This window comes from Psychroserpens algicola, assembly GCF_014526325.1.
Classification (GTDB): domain Bacteria; phylum Bacteroidota; class Bacteroidia; order Flavobacteriales; family Flavobacteriaceae; genus Psychroserpens; species Psychroserpens algicola.
This window is the reverse complement of the sequence record NZ_JACNMJ010000007.1, coordinates 1-17,615: the sequence shown is the minus strand read 5'-3', so window position 1 is coordinate 17,615 and position 17,615 is coordinate 1. Positions and strand designations below refer to the sequence as shown.

The following is a 17,615-nucleotide window of genomic DNA, read 5'->3' as shown; positions in this document are numbered from 1 at the left end:
TATTACGATGTCTTTTGTAGTTTCTTGTTTTTAGCTTTTAAGTCGGCTAATTTCTTTTCTAAAGTATTGATCAAATCATCAGCTTTATGGCTGGCATCAGAAACAATAGTTTCAATCTGATCATCTAAAGTTTCCTTCCGAGTTGACACTGTACTTACAACACTATCTTTTAACGTTGTTGCACGTTCAGCTAGTTTATCTTTCGTATGAATTGCTTCATCAGCTATGCGTTGTCTTGTAGCACTTCCTTTGTCTGGCGCAAATAAAATTCCTAATGTTGCTCCTATTGCGGTTCCTGCTAATATTCCTAAAATTGTGTTACTGTCTTTTCCCATGATATTTTTATTGTTTGTTTGAATTGTTTATACAAATATTGCTCATTTTAAGCGTAATGATTGACGTAATTGATTTAATTATTGCCGTAAATAGTAATTTCAATACCGTCAATATTTTTTTCTTATCAGCTAACTCATACATACTTCTTCTAGTAATTTAGAAAATAAAAAATGTCAGATATAACAACTCAAAATCCGTATACCAATAAAGTAATTGATACGTACCAGAAATTTTCAGATGCTAAAGTCAAAAATGTATTGAAAACTGCCAAACAGACTTTTAATACGTGGAAATTAGAAAGTATTGATGCTCGTGCTAAATTATTAGATAAGGTCGCCAATACTTTACATCAAAATATTGAAAAGTATAGTCTACTTATAACTAATGAAATGGGTAAACCTATATCAGAAAGTAGAGCTGAAATAGAAAAATGTATGTTTTTGTGTGATTTTTATAGAAAAAATGCTGAAGACCTTCTTGCTGATGAAATTATTAAAACAGAAGCGACAGAAAGTTTCATAAGCTATGATCCCCTCGGAACGATATTGGCTGTTATGCCTTGGAACTATCCATTCTGGCAAGTCATGAGATTTGCCATTCCGACCTTAACCGCAGGTAATACGGCACTGTTAAAACATGCAAGTAACGTCTCAGGTTGCGCATTAATTATTGAAGACATTTTTATTAAATCTGGATATCCAAAAGGGTGTTTTCAAACACTATTAGTAGACCATAATCAAATTGAGTCGATAATAGAAGATGAGAGCATCAAGGCTGTATCACTTACAGGTAGCGAAAAAGCTGGAAAAAACATAGCCGAAATAGCCGGGAAACATCTTAAAAAAACAGTTTTAGAATTAGGTGGTAACAATTCATGTATTGTATTAAGTGATGCCAATTTAGACAAATACTTAGATGTAATGGTAAAAGCACGAATGCAAAACACAGGACAAAGCTGTATTGCTGCAAAACGCTTTATCGTAGTTGAATCTATATATGAAGAGTTTGTAGAACGATTTACAACTCATGTCAAGGAATTAAAATCAGGAGACCCTTCAGATAACGATACCACAATAGGCGTACTTGCCAGAGAAGATTTAGCTGATATTTTAGAAGAACAAATCGAACAATCTATAACGTCAGGAGCTAAAGTGTTTTTCGGAAACTTTAGAAATAAAGCATACTATCAGCCAACAGTTTTAGTGAATGTAAAACCGGGAATGCCTGCTTTTGATGAAGAGACATTTGGTCCAGTAGCAGCCATTATAAAGGCAAAAGACAATGAAGAAGCTTACGAAATGGCTTCAAATTCACGATTCGGCTTAGGAACAATGGTTTTTACAGAAGACATTGACAGTGCAATTAAAAACATATCAAAAATTGAAGATGGTGCCTATTTCATCAATGAGATGGTAAAGTCTGATCCTAGATTACCTTTTGGAGGCACTAAAGCTTCTGGTTATGGCAGAGAATTATCAAGAGAAGGAATTATGGAATTCGTGAATAAGAAAACAGTATATATTAACAAATAAAAACAATTACTTATGAAATTTATAAAAGACGAAAACGAAGAAAGAAGAGATTATATTTTACAAAAAGACGAAACAACAAAAAAAACATCCATGTTTGTCATTATCATGTTATCCATACTTGTGATAGCTGTAATAGTATCTGGTATTTATTTTATAAAATTTTAATAATACACTTGGCAACGGTATAGATTAGCAACATTGGCAGTTTTTTCGTAAATTTAAAGTAATTCACATCTTTAAATCATATCATTATGAAAGCTGCAATGTCCTTACTCCTAATTATGCTATTGATTTTTTCTTGTAATTCTAAAACTGAAAAAAAACCTGATGAATCTACTGTAGAACTATCAAAAGTCACGACTAAAACCCAGCTTGAAGGCGCATGGGAACTCGTAGGCTATTATAACTACATGGATAATAAGGTGACAGATTCATTTAGTACAAGTATTGGATACAGACAGGTAAAAATGTACACACCTACTAAGGTAATGTGGAGCAAACACATTCCTAGAGATTCTACCGAATGGTTTGGCTATGGTAGCTATACTGTTGATGGTAATGAGCTTACAGAAATTCTCGAATATGGCTCAGAAATGATGAGTAAAATTATTGAAGAAAAAAAAGAATTTAAACATGAGTTGATTATCAATGGAGATTCATTTAGTCAAATTGAAATTGATGAAGACGGCAATAGAATTTACGCTGAAAACTATAAGCGAATTGAATAATTCACTTATACCAAAATGTAGATAGGTTCTGATTTATCTACACCAAATATTAGGCTTAAAGTGCTACAGAGCTGTAAAAAATAAAAAATCCAATCACTACTTAGTGATTGGATTTTTTTGTCGGGGTGGCAGGATTCGAACCTGCGACCTCCGCGTCCCAAACGCGGCGCGATAACCGGGCTACGCTACACCCCGAATTGGTTATCTTTATCTGTAAATAATAAGGAAAATTAGCGGAGAGACAGGGATTCGAACCCTGGGTACCTATTTCTAGGTACGACGATTTAGCAAACCGCTCCTTTCGGCCACTCAGGCACCTCTCCGATTGTATATGAACTTTGCAATAAATTGCGGATGCAAATGTAACTTATCATTACAAAGAACGCAACTATTTTTTAAACTTTTTTTATCAAATATTTATTCCGGATACTCAATTCTTAAATGAAATATGTTTGCAAGCTTTGTTTTTAGAACCTTCTTTATTGACTGAATTTCTTTAAAGGTAATATTAGCATTTAAAAACTGTCCGTCTTCCATTTGCTTAGTAATAATAGACTCTACAAATTTATCGATTTTTGTAGAGGTAGGTTCCTTTAAACTTTTTGAAGCAGCTTCTACACTATCGCACATCATTAAAATTGCTGTTTCCTTACTAAAAGGTTGTGGACCTGGATACCTGAAATCATCTTCAGATGTGGTTTCATCCAAATCTTTTTCCTTTTTATAAAAATAATATACCATACTTGTGCCGTGATGTGTTCTGATAAAATCAATTACACGGTCAGGAAGATTGTTTTTCTTTGCTATTTCTATACCATCAAGTACATGGTCGATAATCACTTTTGCACTTTCACGAGAAGACAATTCGTCATGAGGGTTGATTCCAGTTGCTTGATTTTCTGTGAAGTATGTCGGATTTTTCATTTTACCAATATCGTGATAGAGTGCGCCTACTCTAATCAACATTGCATTAGCACCTACTTCATTAGCTGATGCTTCGGCCAAATTGGCTACATTTAATGAGTGATGAAATGTACCAGGAGCTTTGTTTGATAATTCTTTTAATAATTTAGTATTGGTATCTGAAAGTTCTAATAAAGAGACATCAGAGACTAAACCAAACAGTTTTTCATATATATAGATTAACGGTTGTACAAATAATGTTGCTAAACCACAAAGTACGAAAAGACCGAATGTCTTAGGATCTAAATTACTAATATCACCTTCCTGTATAACAAAAAACGCAAAGTAAGCTATGATATAGATGAGCGTAATTTGACCTACAGATATAAAAAGGTTGGCACGCTTATACAATTCAGAAACCGTTAAAATTGTGACAATCCCAGCAATGATTTGCAAAAACATATACTCGTAACTGTTTGGCACAATAAACCCTAATAAAAGTACAGTGAGTACATGTGCAAACAATCCTAATCGCGCATCAAAAAACGCCTTTAAAACCAATGGCAAGATGCATAAGGGAACCACATAAACATACTGCGAATTATAATTTATCACTAGTGTAGTCAACAAAATCATTAGCAATATATTGAAGAATATGAAGGTCACTTTTGTATTATCTAAAAAGACTTCCATTCGATATTTCCGAAGAAATAACAACAACATTAATAAAGCTAAAGCAACTAATAAGGCATAAGCAAAAATGATTAAGTTATAATTAGATTCATTCCAAACCTGAGATTCATATTCGGCCTCAAGAGATTTTAATTCATCATATTTATTTCCTTCAACTATTTCTCCTTTAGAGATAATAAGAGTCCCTTTTTCAATATGACCTCTTACTGTAGAAATTGTTTCTAATCGTTCATCAAGTGCATTTTGCGTTAAGGATGTATTGAGTTTTAAATTAGGCTTAATAACATCAAAAAACACTGAAACAAAAGTAGCATTAAAGTTCACTAAACCCTTGTTATCTAAGGCTTCCTCAATTATTGGTCTAAAACCATTAAGTTTTGTAAGATTCGAAAAACTTGTTTCAGCATGTTGCGTGAAATCATCAATAAGGATGACATTTTTATCCTCGGCATATTCATAATCTTCATCTAAAACGCCATATTCGTAAATCGTGTTTAACGCAGATTCGCCAACTCGAAACAAGTTAGGGTTTTGCTTAATAATACTATCGGCAAAAGAGGTTTTAAACTTTTCTGAATAGGCATCTAAAACTGAAGATTTAATTGAAGTGTCAATATCAAAATAAACCGGACTTTTAGCAGAAGTTTCAATACGTTCTTGCTGAAGTTCATCAGTGGATTTTTTAATGGCAAAATCAAAAGGAGCTAATAGCATTTCTGATTGCCACGGCTTCCCTTTGTCAAAATCATATCTAAATTTTCCGCTCTTCGGAAATAAATAAACTATTAAAAATGTAGTACTTAAAAATAAAAGCACTTTATACAAAAGCGCATGATTTTTATACCATTTATTGATTAAATCACTCATTATTAGTTTTATTTAAGCACATTTCGATATGAAAATTAACACATTAAACAGGCATGCTTATACGTTCAAAAGTAAGAAAATATAATAGAACTAAGCTTATTAAATCTAAGCAGCCTTTTAATTAAAAAATGATTAATTTTGCAGCTACAAACTAAATACATTAAAAATGAGTAGAGACGTCGTTATTGTATCAACAGCGAGAACTCCTATTGGAAGTTTTTTAGGGGCATTATCAACAATTCCAGCTCCAAAATTAGGAGCAATAGCTATCAAAGGAGCCTTAGATAAAATTAACCTAAAACCAGAATTGGTTGAAGAAGTGTTAATGGGAAATGTGGTTCAAGCTGGAACTGGTCAAGCACCTGCTAGACAGGCTGCTATTTTTGCTGGTATTCCTGATACGGTTCCGTGTACAACAATCAATAAAGTGTGTGCTTCTGGTATGAAAACTGTGATGCAAGCCGCTCAGTCTATTGCTTTAGGTGATACCGATATTGTTGTTGCAGGTGGTATGGAAAACATGAGTTTAATTCCGCATTATTACCATGCCAGATCTGCTACAAAATTTGGACCAGCGACATTAGAAGATGGAATGCAAAAAGATGGATTAGTAGATGTATATGACCAAAATGCTATGGGTGTTTGTGCTGATGCTTGTGCTGAGAAATATGAATTCTCAAGAGAAGACCAGGATGCTTTTGCTATTCAGTCTTACAAGCGTTCTGCTGCTGCATGGGATGCTGGAAAATTTGATGACGAAGTAGTTCCAGTTGAAGTTCCTCAACGTAGAGGTGAACCAATAATCGTATCTAAAGATGAAGAGTATACTAATGTTAGAATGGATAAAATTCCTGCATTACGACCTGCTTTTACCAAAGATGGAACTGTCACTGCAGCTAATGCTTCTACTATTAATGATGGTGCCGGAGCCATGGTTTTAATGAGTAGAGAAAAAGCTGATGCGCTTGGACTAAAACCATTAGCAACTATAAAAAGTTATGCAGATGCAGCTCAAGAACCTAAATGGTTTACGACAGCTCCTGCTAAAGCGCTTCCTAAAGCTATCGATAAAGCCGGAATAACGCTAAGTGATGTCGATTATTTTGAATTTAATGAAGCCTTTGCTGTCGTTGGATTAGCAAACATGAAAATTCTAGGTTTAACCGATAGCAATGTTAATGTTAATGGTGGAGCGGTTTCATTAGGTCATCCTCTTGGATGCTCAGGTGTTAGAATTATAATTACGCTGCTAAGTGTTCTTCAACAAAACAATGCAAAAATTGGTGCTGCTGCTATTTGTAATGGTGGTGGTGGTGCTTCGGCAATCGTAATAGAACGTAATTAAATTAAAATAATGCAATACGGAATTTGTAATCTGAGTATTGTTCCTCTTAGAATAGAACCTAATGATCCAAGTGAGCTCGTCTCACAAGTGCTCTATGGCGAACTATTTAAAGTACTTGAACAGCGTAAGACTTGGAGCAGAATTCGATTGGCTTTTGATAAATACGAGGGCTGGATAGATAATAAGCAGTATTTAGAAATATCTGAAGATGATTATAAAAATCTAAAACAACAGCCGCATAAGTTATCTACCGATTTGATTGAGTATATTCAAAACAAAAATAGTCAGCTATATACAATTCCGGTTGGTTCTTCTTTGAATGGACTAGAATTATTAAACCACAGTTTCGATGGTAATTTTATTGAAACTAAACAAGATAAATCAAACCTTATTTCAACAGCTTTTCTATACTTAAATGCTCCTTATTTATGGGGTGGAAAAACGCCATTTGGTATTGATTGCTCAGGATTTACTCAAATGGTTTACAAACTCAATGGGTATCATATTTTACGTGATGCTTCGCAACAAGCGACTCAAGGACTAGCGTTAAGTTTTATTGAAGAAAGTGAACCAGGCGATCTCGCTTTTTTCGATAATCAGGATGGCCTAATTACACATGTAGGAATTATTATGGAAGATAATTATATCATACATGCCCACGGAAAAGTTAGAATAGACCGATTAGATCATTCTGGAATATATAATGTCGATAGGCAATTACACACTCACAAACTAAGAGTTATTAAAAAGATCATATAAAAAAAGCGTCCCAATAATTATTAGGACGCTTTTATTTTAATGTATGTATTACTTAGTTTCCTGCTTCTAACTCAGCAACCTTAGCTTTCATATCCTGAAATTTATCTGTCATTGATAATGCACTATAAATATTCATTAATGTTTTTGCAGCCTGAATACTTTTAGGTTTTAACTTTAATGTTGTTTCTAAAAACGGTATTGCAGATTCATACAGTTTTTGTTTCTGACCTTGAAGTTCTTCGTACTTTCTATCATCAGCAGCAGAAGTTCCTAATGCATTCATTTGATCAAAAATCTCTTTTTCCTGTCCTAAAATTAATACAGCCATATTATTGTAAGCATCTGCATAAGATGGATCTAAAGCTATCGCTTTTTCATAATACGATTTTGCTGCGTCAACTTCACCAGCTTCACCAGCAATTACACCTAAGTTATATTGCAACTCAGCATTGTCTGGATCTTTGGTAGTAGCTTCCTGCATTAGCTCTTTAAAACGGTCCTTATTTCCCATTTTAAGATGTACATTAGCTTCAGAAATTAAAAGTCCTAAATCATCAGGATTTTGTTCTCTGGCATCTTTCATTGCAGAAATAGCCTTCTCGTTATCACCATTACTTAAGTGAATTAAAGCAATATTTTTTACGATTTCTGCAGATTTAGATTCTGTATTTTTTTGCTTTGGAGCAATATGAGAACCTGCTCTTACAGAAGCATCACGCATAAGTTGATTGTCAAATAATTCTTCTTCACCAGACTCTTTATTTACAGCCAAATATTGCGTTTCAACACCTTGATACCCTAAATCTCTGAGTTCTTCATAGTACTTCAAAGAAGTTTCATAGTCTTGACCTGTTACTGCAGTTGAAGCTGCGTAATATAAATACAGAGTATCTTGTGGAGACATTCTGTAAGCCTTTTCAAATCCAATGGATGACTTTACGTAATCTTTACTTTGTAAAGCTGAGTTTGCCTTAGTTAAAAAGTTATTTAAAATTTCAGTTTTTAATGTGCTTACTTGTGCAGTGTATTTTCCTTTACTTGAACCTTCAACATCACTTACTTTATTAAAACTTTCGATAGCAGCATCTATGTCAGAATTAGACGCTGTACCATTAGCATAAAGTGCTTGCCCTTTAAGGAAATAGAATTTAGCTTTTAGTTTATCATCAGCTCCTCCTATCAGAGATTCAGCAGATTGAATTGCAGATTTAGCATCGGCAAAATTTCCAGTTTTAATTGCTTTTTCAGCAGCTTTAAGTTCACTCTTTTGTGAAAATGACATAGTACTTACCAAAAGTGCTAAAGCAACTACGATTTGTTTTTTCATTATTAGTTATTTTTAGTGTTAATGTATGTTATTCTTCTTCTGAAGAATCAATAGTTGTGCCGTTTTCGTTAATGTCCTGAATATCAGTAGAATCAACATCTTTTTCATCTGTTTCATCGTCATCTTCTTTCATCACTTTCGCTACTGCTGCAATAGAATCACTACCTTTTAAATTAATAAGTTTAACACCTTGAGTAGCTCTTCCCATCACACGTAAATCAGCAACTTCCATACGAATGGCAATACCAGATCTATTGATAATCATTAAATCATCTTCGTCGGTTACAGATTTGATGGCTACCAGATGTCCGGTTTTTTCAGTAACTGAAATCGTCTTAACTCCTTTTCCTCCACGATTAGTAATTCTGTAGATTGCTTCTCCATCTTCTGGATCATCAATATAACTACGTTTTCCGTAGCCTTTTTCAGAAACCACTAAAACAGATTCTTCCTGAGGATTTTCTATGGCAATCATACCGATGACTTCATCTGCATCATTTGCTAAACGAATCCCTCTAACTCCAGAAGCATTTCGACCCATTGGTCTAGTTTTCTCTTCTTCAAATCGAATCGCTTTACCAGATTTTAAAGCTAACATTACCTGACTATTACCAGTGGTTAGCTTTGCTTCTAATAACTCATCATCTTCTTTAATCGTTATGGCGTTAATACCATTGGTACGCGGTCTTGAATACTGCTCTAAAGCTGTCTTTTTCACCTGACCTTTTTTAGTCGCCATAATGACATAGTGACTGTTAATGTAGTCTTCGTCTTTTAAATCTTGAGTACAGATAAATGCCATTACCTTATCATCTTGCTCAATATTAATTAGGTTTTGAATAGCTCTACCTTTTGAAGTTTTACTTCCTTCAGGGATTTCATAAACGCGCATCCAGAAACATTTTCCTTTCTGAGTAAAAAACAACATATACTGATGATTAGTTCCTACAAACAGATGTTCTAGGAAATCTTCATTACGTGTAGTTGATGCTTTTTGACCAACACCTCCTCTATTTTGTGTTTTATACTCAGTAAGTGATGTTCTTTTAATATAACCTGCATGAGAAATAGTAATAACTACCTGCTCATCAGGAATCATGTCTTCAATACTTAAATCACCTCCAGCATATTCAATTTGCGAACGACGCTCATCACCATACTTTTCTTTAATGACTAAAAGTTCATCTTTAATAATCTCGTAACGACGTTCTTTTTTATCAAGAATATCTTTTAAATCTTCGATAGTTTTCATCAACTCTTCATACTCAGAACGCAATTTATCTTGTTCTAATCCTGTAAGCTGACGTAATCGCATTTCTACGATAGCTTTGGCTTGTATTTCTGAAAGCTTAAAACGCTCCATTAATTTAGCTCTTGCTTCATCGGCATTTGAAGACGCTCTAATAAGTGCAATAACCTCGTCAATATTATCAGAAGCAATAATTAAACCTTCTAATATATGTGCGCGTTCTTCTGCTTTTCTTAATTCGTATTTGGTACGTCTTACAACAACATCATGTCTATGTTCCACGAAGTAATGAATCATCTCTTTTAGATTCAGTAATTGAGGACGGCCTTTTACTAATGCAATATTGTTTACACTAAACGACGATTGTAATGCTGTATATTTATACAACATGTTTAATACGATGTTAGGTATGGCATCACGTTTTAATACATAGACGATTCGCATACCATTTCTATCAGATTCATCTCTAATTAGAGAGATACCGTCGATTTTTTTATCGTTAATTAAATCGGCAGTTTTTTTAATCATATCAGCCTTGTTAACCTGATATGGAATTTCAGTAACAATAATAGATTCTCTTCCTTGAACCTCTTCTATTCTAGCCTTTCCACGAATTACGATACGTCCGCGACCAGTTTTAAATGCTTCACGAACACCATCATAACCATAAATGGTTCCACCTGTAGGAAAATCAGGTGCTTTAACATGCTGAATAAGTTCGTCAATTTCAATATCGTTATTATCAATAAAAGCAACTGTTCCATCTATAACTTCAGATAAGTTATGAGGAGGCATATTAGTAGCCATACCTACAGCAATACCAGAAGCTCCATTAACTAGAAGTCCAGGTATTCTGGTTGGCAGTACAGTTGGTTCTTGTAAAGTATCATCAAAATTAAGTTTATGATCTACAGTTTCTTTATCAATATCGGCAAGCATCTCTTCAGATATTTTCTTCATTCTGGCTTCCGTATAACGCATTGCCGCAGGACTGTCACCATCAATTGACCCAAAGTTTCCTTGACCATCTACAAGCATGTAACGTAAACTCCATTCTTGAGCCATACGTACCATGGTGTCATAGACAGACGTATCACCATGTGGATGATATTTACCTAATACCTCACCAACAATTCTTGCCGACTTTTTATGAGCAGTATTTGACCTAACACCAAGTTCATGCATTCCATAAAGTACTCGTCTATGAACAGGTTTTAAACCATCTCTCACATCAGGTAATGCACGTGACACAATGACCGACATTGAATAATCAATGTAGGCAGATTTCATTTCATCCTCAATGTTTATAGGGATCAATTTCTCTCCTTCTTCCATATATTATATAAATTAGATTTTTGTAGGTTTTCAAATCGTGCTAAGATAACGATTTTCATAGTGTTTAAGCGTCTTATATGCTCCAAATTTAAAACTATTTATTAACAAATTTTAAGCTGATTTTTAATAAGTATCTTGTTAAATACTTTGAATTTGTAAACTTTTTTCACTCTATTAGTACTGGTACTATATTTAAGGTATAGTTTTTGCCCTTTTATATATAGATTTTATTATTTTTAATGCAGAAAGAAATTACTATGGATGATAATTTTTCCCCAAGAGTTAAAGATGTAATTGCATATAGCAAAGAAGAAGCGTTGCGATTGGGTCACGATTTTATTGGTACCGAACATTTAATGTTAGGCTTACTTCGTGATGGCAATGGCAAAGCTATAGATATATTGAATGCGCTGGATATAGACCTTGATCATTTAAGACGTAAGGTTGAAATTTTAAGCCCTGCAAACCCTAATATTACGGTAACTTCTAATGAGAAGAAAAACCTACACCTAACTCGACAGGCAGAGCGTGCTTTAAAAACAACTTTTTTAGAAGCTAAGCTGTTTCAAAGTACATCTATTAACACAGCACATTTACTATTGTGTATCTTAAGAAATGAAAACGACCCAACTACTAAGCTTTTAAATAAGTTAAAGGTGGATTATGATAATGTAAAAGAACAATTCAAATTTATGATAACAAATGATGATGATTATATAGATCTTCCTAAGTCAGAGTCGTTCTCTGATGATGAACCAAATGAGGAAGAAGAAGGTGCAAAAGAAAACCCTTTTGGACAAAGTTCGGCTAAATCAACAAAAAAGTCCAAAACTCCTGTTTTAGACAATTTTGGAAGAGACTTAACTGTACTAGCAGAAGAAGGAAAACTAGACCCAGTTGTTGGACGCGAAAAGGAGATACAACGTGTCTCGCAAATTTTAAGTCGTAGAAAGAAAAACAATCCTTTATTAATAGGAGAACCTGGCGTTGGTAAATCTGCTATAGCTGAAGGATTAGCGCTCAGAATTGTGAAACGTAAAGTTTCAAGAATTCTTTTCAACAAACGCGTTGTCACCTTAGATTTAGCCAGCCTTGTTGCTGGTACAAAATATCGTGGGCAATTTGAAGAGCGTATGAAAGCAGTTATGAATGAATTAGAAAAAAATGATGATATCATTCTCTTTATTGATGAAATTCATACCATTGTTGGAGCTGGTGGAGCAACCGGAAGTTTAGATGCTTCAAACATGTTCAAGCCTGCACTTGCAAGAGGCGAAATTCAATGTATAGGTGCTACAACACTTGATGAATACAGACAATACATTGAAAAAGATGGCGCTTTAGAACGTAGATTTCAAAAAGTCATTGTTGAGCCTACATCCGTAGAAGAAACCATAGAAATCCTTAACAATATCAAAGGGAAATACGAGGAACATCACAATGTTGATTATACTCAGGAAGCTATTGAAGCTTGTGTAAAATTAACAAACAGATACATGACCGAGCGCTTTTTACCAGACAAAGCTATTGATGCTTTAGACGAAGCAGGATCTCGTGTTCATATTACAAACATTGATGTTCCTAAACAGATTCTAGAATTAGAAAAGAAACTAGAAGAAGTAAAAGAGACCAAAAATAAAGTTGTAAAAAAACAAAAATATGAGGAAGCTGCTAAATTAAGAGATGACGAAAAACGTCTTGAAAAAGAATTAGCTGTAGCTCAAGAAAAATGGGAAGAAGAAACCAAACAACATAGAGAAATCGTTAGTGAAGATAATGTAGCTGATGTGGTCTCAATGATGACAGGAATACCTGTAAACAGAATTGCTCAAACCGAAAGTAACAAACTAGCGCAATTGCCAGAATTAATAAAAGGCAAGGTTATTGGTCAAGATGAAGCTGTTGCGAAGGTTGTAAAAGCTATTCAGCGTAATCGTGCTGGACTTAAAGATCCTAATAAGCCAATTGGCTCATTTATCTTTTTAGGTCAAACAGGAGTAGGTAAAACGCAGTTAGCCAAAGTACTGGCTCGCGAACTTTTTGACAGTGAAGAAGCTCTTGTAAGAATTGACATGAGTGAATACATGGAAAAATTTGCGATTTCAAGATTAATTGGAGCACCTCCAGGTTACGTTGGTTATGAAGAAGGTGGTCAACTCACTGAAAAAGTTCGTCGTAAGCCCTATGCTGTAATACTTTTAGATGAAATCGAAAAGGCACATCCAGATGTATTTAATATGCTTTTACAAGTATTAGACGATGGATATCTAACAGATAGCCTAGGTCGTAAAATTGATTTTAGAAATACAATCATTATTATGACTTCTAATATTGGTGCTAGGAAACTTAAAGATTTTGGACAAGGTGTTGGTTTTGGAACCTCTGCTAAAGCGGCTCAAGCTAATGATAATTCAAGGAGTATTATTGAAAATGCATTGAAAAAAGCATTTGCTCCTGAATTTTTAAACCGAATAGATGACGTGATGGTTTTTAATGCTTTGGAAAGAGAAGACATCAATAAAATTATTGATATCGAATTAGCACATCTTATTAAAAGAATTAAAGATTTAGGATATAAGCTTAAACTTTCGAAAAAAGCTAAAGATTATATTGCTGAAAAAGGTTTTGATAAAGATTATGGAGCCAGACCGCTAAAAAGAGCTATTCAAAAATATATAGAAGATGCTCTTGCAGAAGAAATAATTAATTCTCAACTGCATGAAGGCGATACAATTATTATGGATTTAGACGCTAAATCTGATGAATTAACGATCAAAATAGAGAAGTCTGAAACACAGACCGAATCATAATAATTGACCTATTTAAAAAAAAAGCCTCTTTAAATAAAGAGGCTTTTTTTTGTTTCAAGCTTTTAGATTGATTAACTTTAAAATATGACAGATAAGTTAACATTAAACTTTTGTGTGATTCACATTTATGACAGCTACATGGTAGTTACCGTAAATACAGGTGTTAATATTACATCTGAGCATAACGAAATTTTAAAAAATGTAGCTAACACTTATTTTAAGAACAATCCATTTGTTTATATCACTCACAGAATAAATTCATATTCTGTAGATCCAGCAGTATATAATGAAACTTCAAAGATTAATAATCTTGTCGGATTTTGTGTTGTATCAAAAAATTATATGGCCAAGAGTGCAGCTCAAATAGAAAAGTTATTTCTCAATAAGCCTTTCGAAATTTTTGACACTTTAGATGAGGCTATTGAATGGGCACGCTCAGTTATTAAATAATTCAATCTTCTTTCCTTTTTTTTGCTATAAGAAACCTTAGTTACTTCTTATCATTTAAACAGTTACTTCCTTTTCCTCAATTGCTATTATATTAAGCACTAGAGGGTTTTTACTGTGTTAAACTGTGATAATTATATGCATCCCTACAATATCAGTTTATTAAATACAAAAAGGCAGCTATTAAATAGCTGCCTTTTTTATTTACCCTTAGGGAAATTCCCTAATTATTTATCAATTACTTCTTACCAGAAGATACAATCTTCTTAGTAACAGAACCTTGACTTGTTGTTAACTTCACATAGAACATTTGATTTGATATTCTTGATAAATCAAAAGTAGATTTACCGTTAGAACCTGTAACATATCTATCGTTAGTTTCAGTTAAGATCAATAGACCTTTAGTATCAAATAACTCAATAGTTACATTAGTTTCAAACTCAAATGAGTATGCAATATTAACTTCCTTATCGAATGGTACTGGATAAGCAGTAAAGTCGATTGTTACACCTTCAGTTCTAGCTTGAGCTGCTTCTGGATCCCTGTTTGTAGGGTAGAATGCGAAATTCTCATCAGTAGCATTGCTAGCTCTAGCAGGAGCTTGGTATTCTGTGCTCCATGTATAAGTTACAGAACACTCACCAACATTTCCACAATCATCAGTTGCATAGAAAGTACGAGTAAATTCATACTCTGCAGTAGTTTCAAACTGCCCACATTCAACAACCATAGCTTTGTTATGACCGTTAGTGCTTTCTATGTACCAATCTTCAGAGTTACAAGAAGGTAAACCATCGATTATTGGTCCATATCCAACTTCATCTCCATTTTGAACTACACTGTAGTCTGCAAATACACCATTAAAGTAGTAAATCAACTCAAAGTTACCATACTGAGGTAAATAGTTACCTGCGTAATCTGTAACATAACCTTGATAATAAGGTGCGTCGTTTACAGTTCCTGCTGGTGAATCTCCAAATGTTAAGATATAACCTTCTTCGAAGATGAATCTAAATTCAGATCCAACTTGTACTTCTTCACCAGGTGTAACATTTGTAAGACTATCAGTAAATACTTGTGTTTGTCCTGAAGCACTACAGTTATCTGTATATGGAGCCTTGTCAGCGAACTGAGTTGGCGCTTCATCTACAAAACCGAAATCAACATCTTCTGGACAATCTACTACTGGTGCAGTATCATCACTAATTGTGATTGTTTGTGTATGCGTTGCCACATTTCCACAAGCATCAGTTGCAGTCCAAGTACGAACAATAGTTTCATCACAACCTTGTGGCTCAAAGTTAGGATCATCTATACAGTCAGATAATGCTACGTTAAAGTCACCATTACTATAGTAATCGTTTCCGTTAACTTCACCATTAATTCTAATCCAAGTAGACACTCCTAGACCATTGCTCTGTAAACTAGCTTTCTCACCATATTGTAATCCAAATACTAAGTTAGCTGGGTTGTGAGTTAATTCTAACTCTACACCTGCGTAGGCACCTTGCCCAACTAATTTATTGTCTTTAGATTCATCCATTAGGTAATAAGTCCAAGTCTGTGCATCTGCTAATGTAGCTCCATTAGTTGTACCAGCATCTAATTTAGGCTGACGGAATCCAGTTGAAGACGCAGCATTTGGAGTAGATGTCCACTCTTCATACGTACTACCTTCTTTAAACCATGCAATGAATTCGAATATTTGATTCGCATTATTAACATTAGCTACTGTTCCTTCTAATTTAGCTGTACCGTTTGAGTATTGCTCAAATGATGTTGCGCTAATAGCAGTCCAGTTTACACTAGTTGCTCCTAAACCTCCTTTATTACTAATCCATAAAGTATGGTTTCCAGCGTCATCAGCTTTACAAACTCTCTTAGACATTCCTGGATCGTAATCTACAGTAACATCTGAACAATCATCACTAGCAGTTAACACTGGTGCTTCTGGAATTTCATCACCACACTCTAGAGTTAAATCTCCTGGTAATTCTTCATTAAATGTAGGCTCAGTAGTATCTACTACAATAAACGTACATGTAAATGGTTCAGATACATTTTCACAAGTATCTTCTACTTCAAATGTAACAGTAAGTATTGCATCACAATCTTTTCTGATAGCATTTTTAGAAATAACTCTGAAAGTTAAATCACTTGTATCTGCACAATTATCAGTAAAGCAAGGTGCTAAAGTACCGTTCATTTCTTCGATAGAAATTCCACCAACTGTCCAGTCTCTATCAGCTATGCTAATTTCATCTCCAACTTGTAGAGAGATTTCAGCAGTTGCTGGGCAACCTTCAAGTGTCATTTCTTCGTTATCACATACTCCTGTAGACGTTGGTGCTTCGTTATCTGTTACATTAACAGTTCTCTTAGCATTAATTGTACGTCCACATTCATCAGTAAATGTATAATCTACTAAGAACGTTCCACAGCTTCCTTCGAAGTCTTGTGCGTGACCAGGAACAGATCCTGAAATCTCACATGCTCCAGTTTCACCATTAGTATAACTTAATGGAGCTGGCTCGAATGAATCTAACTCTTCACAAGAAATATTAACTTCAAAAGCTGTTTCAAATTCTGCAGCAGCTGCTGGTAATACAGTGATTGTTCTCTTAGCTGTAATTGTTCTTTGACAATCATCAGTATACGTCCAATCTACTTCAAGTGTTCCACCACATTCGTTAAATGTTCCACTCAATTCACCTTGTACAGATCCTGAGATCTCACATGCTCCAGTTCCACCATTAGTATAACTTAATGATCCTGGCTCGAATGAATTAGCTTCCTGACATGTAATCTCCATGTTTTCAACTTCATCAAACTCAGCTGCTGGTGCTGGTAATACAGTAATTGTTTTACTTGCTGTGATTGTTCTTTGACAATCATCAGTGTACGTCCAATTTACTTCTAATGTACCACCACACTCATCGTATGATCCGCTTAATTCTCCTGGTACTGATCCTGAAATTTCACAAACTCCAGTTCCACCATTTGTATAGCTTAATGATCCTGCTTCAATTGATGCCGCTTCTTCACATGAAACTTCCATGTTTTCAACTTCTTCAAACTCAGCTGCTGGTGCTGGTAATACAGTGATTGTTTTCTTAGCTGTAATTGTTCTTTGACAATCATCAGTATACGTCCAATCTACTTCTAATGTACCACCACACTCATCGTATGATCCGCTTAATTCTCCTGGTACTGATCCTGAAATTTCACAAACTCCAGTTCCACCATTTGTATAGCTTAATGATCCTGGCTCGAATGAATTAGCT

At 34.4% G+C, this 17,615-nt stretch carries 12 protein-coding genes and 2 tRNA genes; 7 read left to right on the top strand and 7 right to left on the bottom strand.

Annotated features, from left to right (window positions below; genetic code table 11):
• Nucleotides 1–2: 2 nt before the first annotated feature.
• Complete coding sequence (locus H7350_RS13720; protein WP_204346495.1) at nt 3–335, bottom strand: YtxH domain-containing protein; 333 nt, start codon at nt 333–335, stop codon at nt 3–5.
• 171 nt (nt 336–506) lie between these two features.
• Here H7350_RS13720 and H7350_RS13715 point away from each other — a divergent pair, with 171 nt between their 5' ends.
• From H7350_RS13715 to H7350_RS13705, 3 genes are all read left to right on the top strand, one after another.
• Nucleotides 507–1,868: an NAD-dependent succinate-semialdehyde dehydrogenase gene (locus H7350_RS13715; protein ID WP_204346494.1), complete on the top strand. Its 1,362-nt coding sequence runs from the start codon at nt 507–509 to the stop codon at nt 1,866–1,868.
• A gap of 12 nt (nt 1,869–1,880) precedes the next feature.
• Nucleotides 1,881–2,033, top strand: a complete 153-nt coding sequence (locus H7350_RS13710) for a hypothetical protein (RefSeq protein ID WP_204346493.1) — start codon at nt 1,881–1,883, stop codon at nt 2,031–2,033.
• An 86-nt stretch (nt 2,034–2,119) separates the two neighbouring features.
• Nucleotides 2,120–2,596 carry a hypothetical protein gene (locus H7350_RS13705; RefSeq protein ID WP_204346492.1) on the top strand — a complete coding sequence of 159 codons (477 nt, stop codon included), beginning with the start codon at nt 2,120–2,122 and terminating at the stop codon, nt 2,594–2,596.
• Nucleotides 2,597–2,716: 120 nt separating this feature from the next.
• On the opposite strand, the gene H7350_RS13700 is transcribed toward H7350_RS13705, so the two are convergent.
• The 3 genes from H7350_RS13700 to H7350_RS17200 form a co-directional block, all read right to left on the bottom strand.
• Nucleotides 2,717–2,791, bottom strand: a tRNA-Pro gene (locus H7350_RS13700).
• A gap of 39 nt (nt 2,792–2,830) precedes the next feature.
• Nucleotides 2,831–2,919 (bottom strand) — tRNA-Ser (locus H7350_RS13695).
• A 94-nt stretch (nt 2,920–3,013) separates the two neighbouring features.
• A complete protein-coding gene (locus tag H7350_RS17200) occupies nt 3,014–5,059 on the bottom strand; it encodes an HD family phosphohydrolase (protein ID WP_204346491.1) in 2,046 nt (681 codons plus the stop codon).
• A 166-nt stretch (nt 5,060–5,225) separates the two neighbouring features.
• Here H7350_RS17200 and H7350_RS13685 point away from each other — a divergent pair, with 166 nt between their 5' ends.
• Nucleotides 5,226–6,404: an acetyl-CoA C-acyltransferase gene (locus H7350_RS13685; RefSeq protein WP_204346490.1), complete on the top strand. Its 1,179-nt coding sequence runs from the start codon at nt 5,226–5,228 to the stop codon at nt 6,402–6,404.
• A 9-nt stretch (nt 6,405–6,413) separates the two neighbouring features.
• On the top strand, nt 6,414–7,163 hold the full coding sequence (locus tag H7350_RS13680; protein ID WP_204346489.1) for a C40 family peptidase: 750 nt from the start codon (nt 6,414–6,416) through the stop codon (nt 7,161–7,163).
• Nucleotides 7,164–7,215: 52 nt separating this feature from the next.
• Here the strand turns inward: H7350_RS13680 and H7350_RS13675 are convergent, their stop codons facing one another.
• Together H7350_RS13675 and gyrA are read right to left on the bottom strand one after the other, a co-directional pair.
• On the bottom strand, nt 7,216–8,490 hold the full coding sequence (locus H7350_RS13675; RefSeq protein WP_204346488.1) for a tetratricopeptide repeat protein: 1,275 nt from the start codon (nt 8,488–8,490) through the stop codon (nt 7,216–7,218).
• Nucleotides 8,491–8,518: 28 nt separating this feature from the next.
• A complete protein-coding gene (gene gyrA / locus H7350_RS13670; RefSeq protein ID WP_204346487.1) occupies nt 8,519–11,074 on the bottom strand; it encodes a DNA gyrase subunit A in 2,556 nt (851 codons plus the stop codon).
• Nucleotides 11,075–11,331: 257 nt separating this feature from the next.
• Between gyrA and H7350_RS13665 the strand changes: the two genes are divergently transcribed.
• Nucleotides 11,332–13,884, top strand: a complete 2,553-nt coding sequence (locus H7350_RS13665; protein WP_204346689.1) for an ATP-dependent Clp protease ATP-binding subunit — start codon at nt 11,332–11,334, stop codon at nt 13,882–13,884.
• Between the two features lie 84 nt (nt 13,885–13,968).
• Entirely contained in the window at nt 13,969–14,334 is a 366-nt protein-coding gene (locus H7350_RS13660) for a hypothetical protein (RefSeq protein WP_204346486.1), read from the top strand.
• Nucleotides 14,335–14,569: 235 nt separating this feature from the next.
• On the opposite strand, the gene H7350_RS13655 is transcribed toward H7350_RS13660, so the two are convergent.
• On the bottom strand, nt 14,570–17,615 hold a 3,046-nt coding region (locus H7350_RS13655), incomplete at its 5' end, for a T9SS type A sorting domain-containing protein (protein WP_204346485.1).

Coding starts and splice junctions, on each gene's coding strand:
- H7350_RS13675 (WP_204346488.1), bottom strand. CDS start 8,490: ATGAAAAAACAAATCGTAGTTGCTTTAGCACTTTTGGTAAGTACTATG.
- H7350_RS13665 (WP_204346689.1), top strand. CDS start 11,332: ATGGATGATAATTTTTCCCCAAGAGTTAAAGATGTAATTGCATATAGC.
- H7350_RS13715 (WP_204346494.1), top strand. CDS start 507: ATGTCAGATATAACAACTCAAAATCCGTATACCAATAAAGTAATTGAT.
- H7350_RS17200 (WP_204346491.1), bottom strand. CDS start 5,059: ATGAGTGATTTAATCAATAAATGGTATAAAAATCATGCGCTTTTGTAT.
- H7350_RS13680 (WP_204346489.1), top strand. CDS start 6,414: ATGCAATACGGAATTTGTAATCTGAGTATTGTTCCTCTTAGAATAGAA.
- gyrA (WP_204346487.1), bottom strand. CDS start 11,074: ATGGAAGAAGGAGAGAAATTGATCCCTATAAACATTGAGGATGAAATG.
- H7350_RS13710 (WP_204346493.1), top strand. CDS start 1,881: ATGAAATTTATAAAAGACGAAAACGAAGAAAGAAGAGATTATATTTTA.
- H7350_RS13685 (WP_204346490.1), top strand. CDS start 5,226: ATGAGTAGAGACGTCGTTATTGTATCAACAGCGAGAACTCCTATTGGA.
- H7350_RS13705 (WP_204346492.1), top strand. CDS start 2,120: ATGAAAGCTGCAATGTCCTTACTCCTAATTATGCTATTGATTTTTTCT.
- H7350_RS13720 (WP_204346495.1), bottom strand. CDS start 335: ATGGGAAAAGACAGTAACACAATTTTAGGAATATTAGCAGGAACCGCA.
- H7350_RS13660 (WP_204346486.1), top strand. CDS start 13,969: ATGACAGATAAGTTAACATTAAACTTTTGTGTGATTCACATTTATGAC.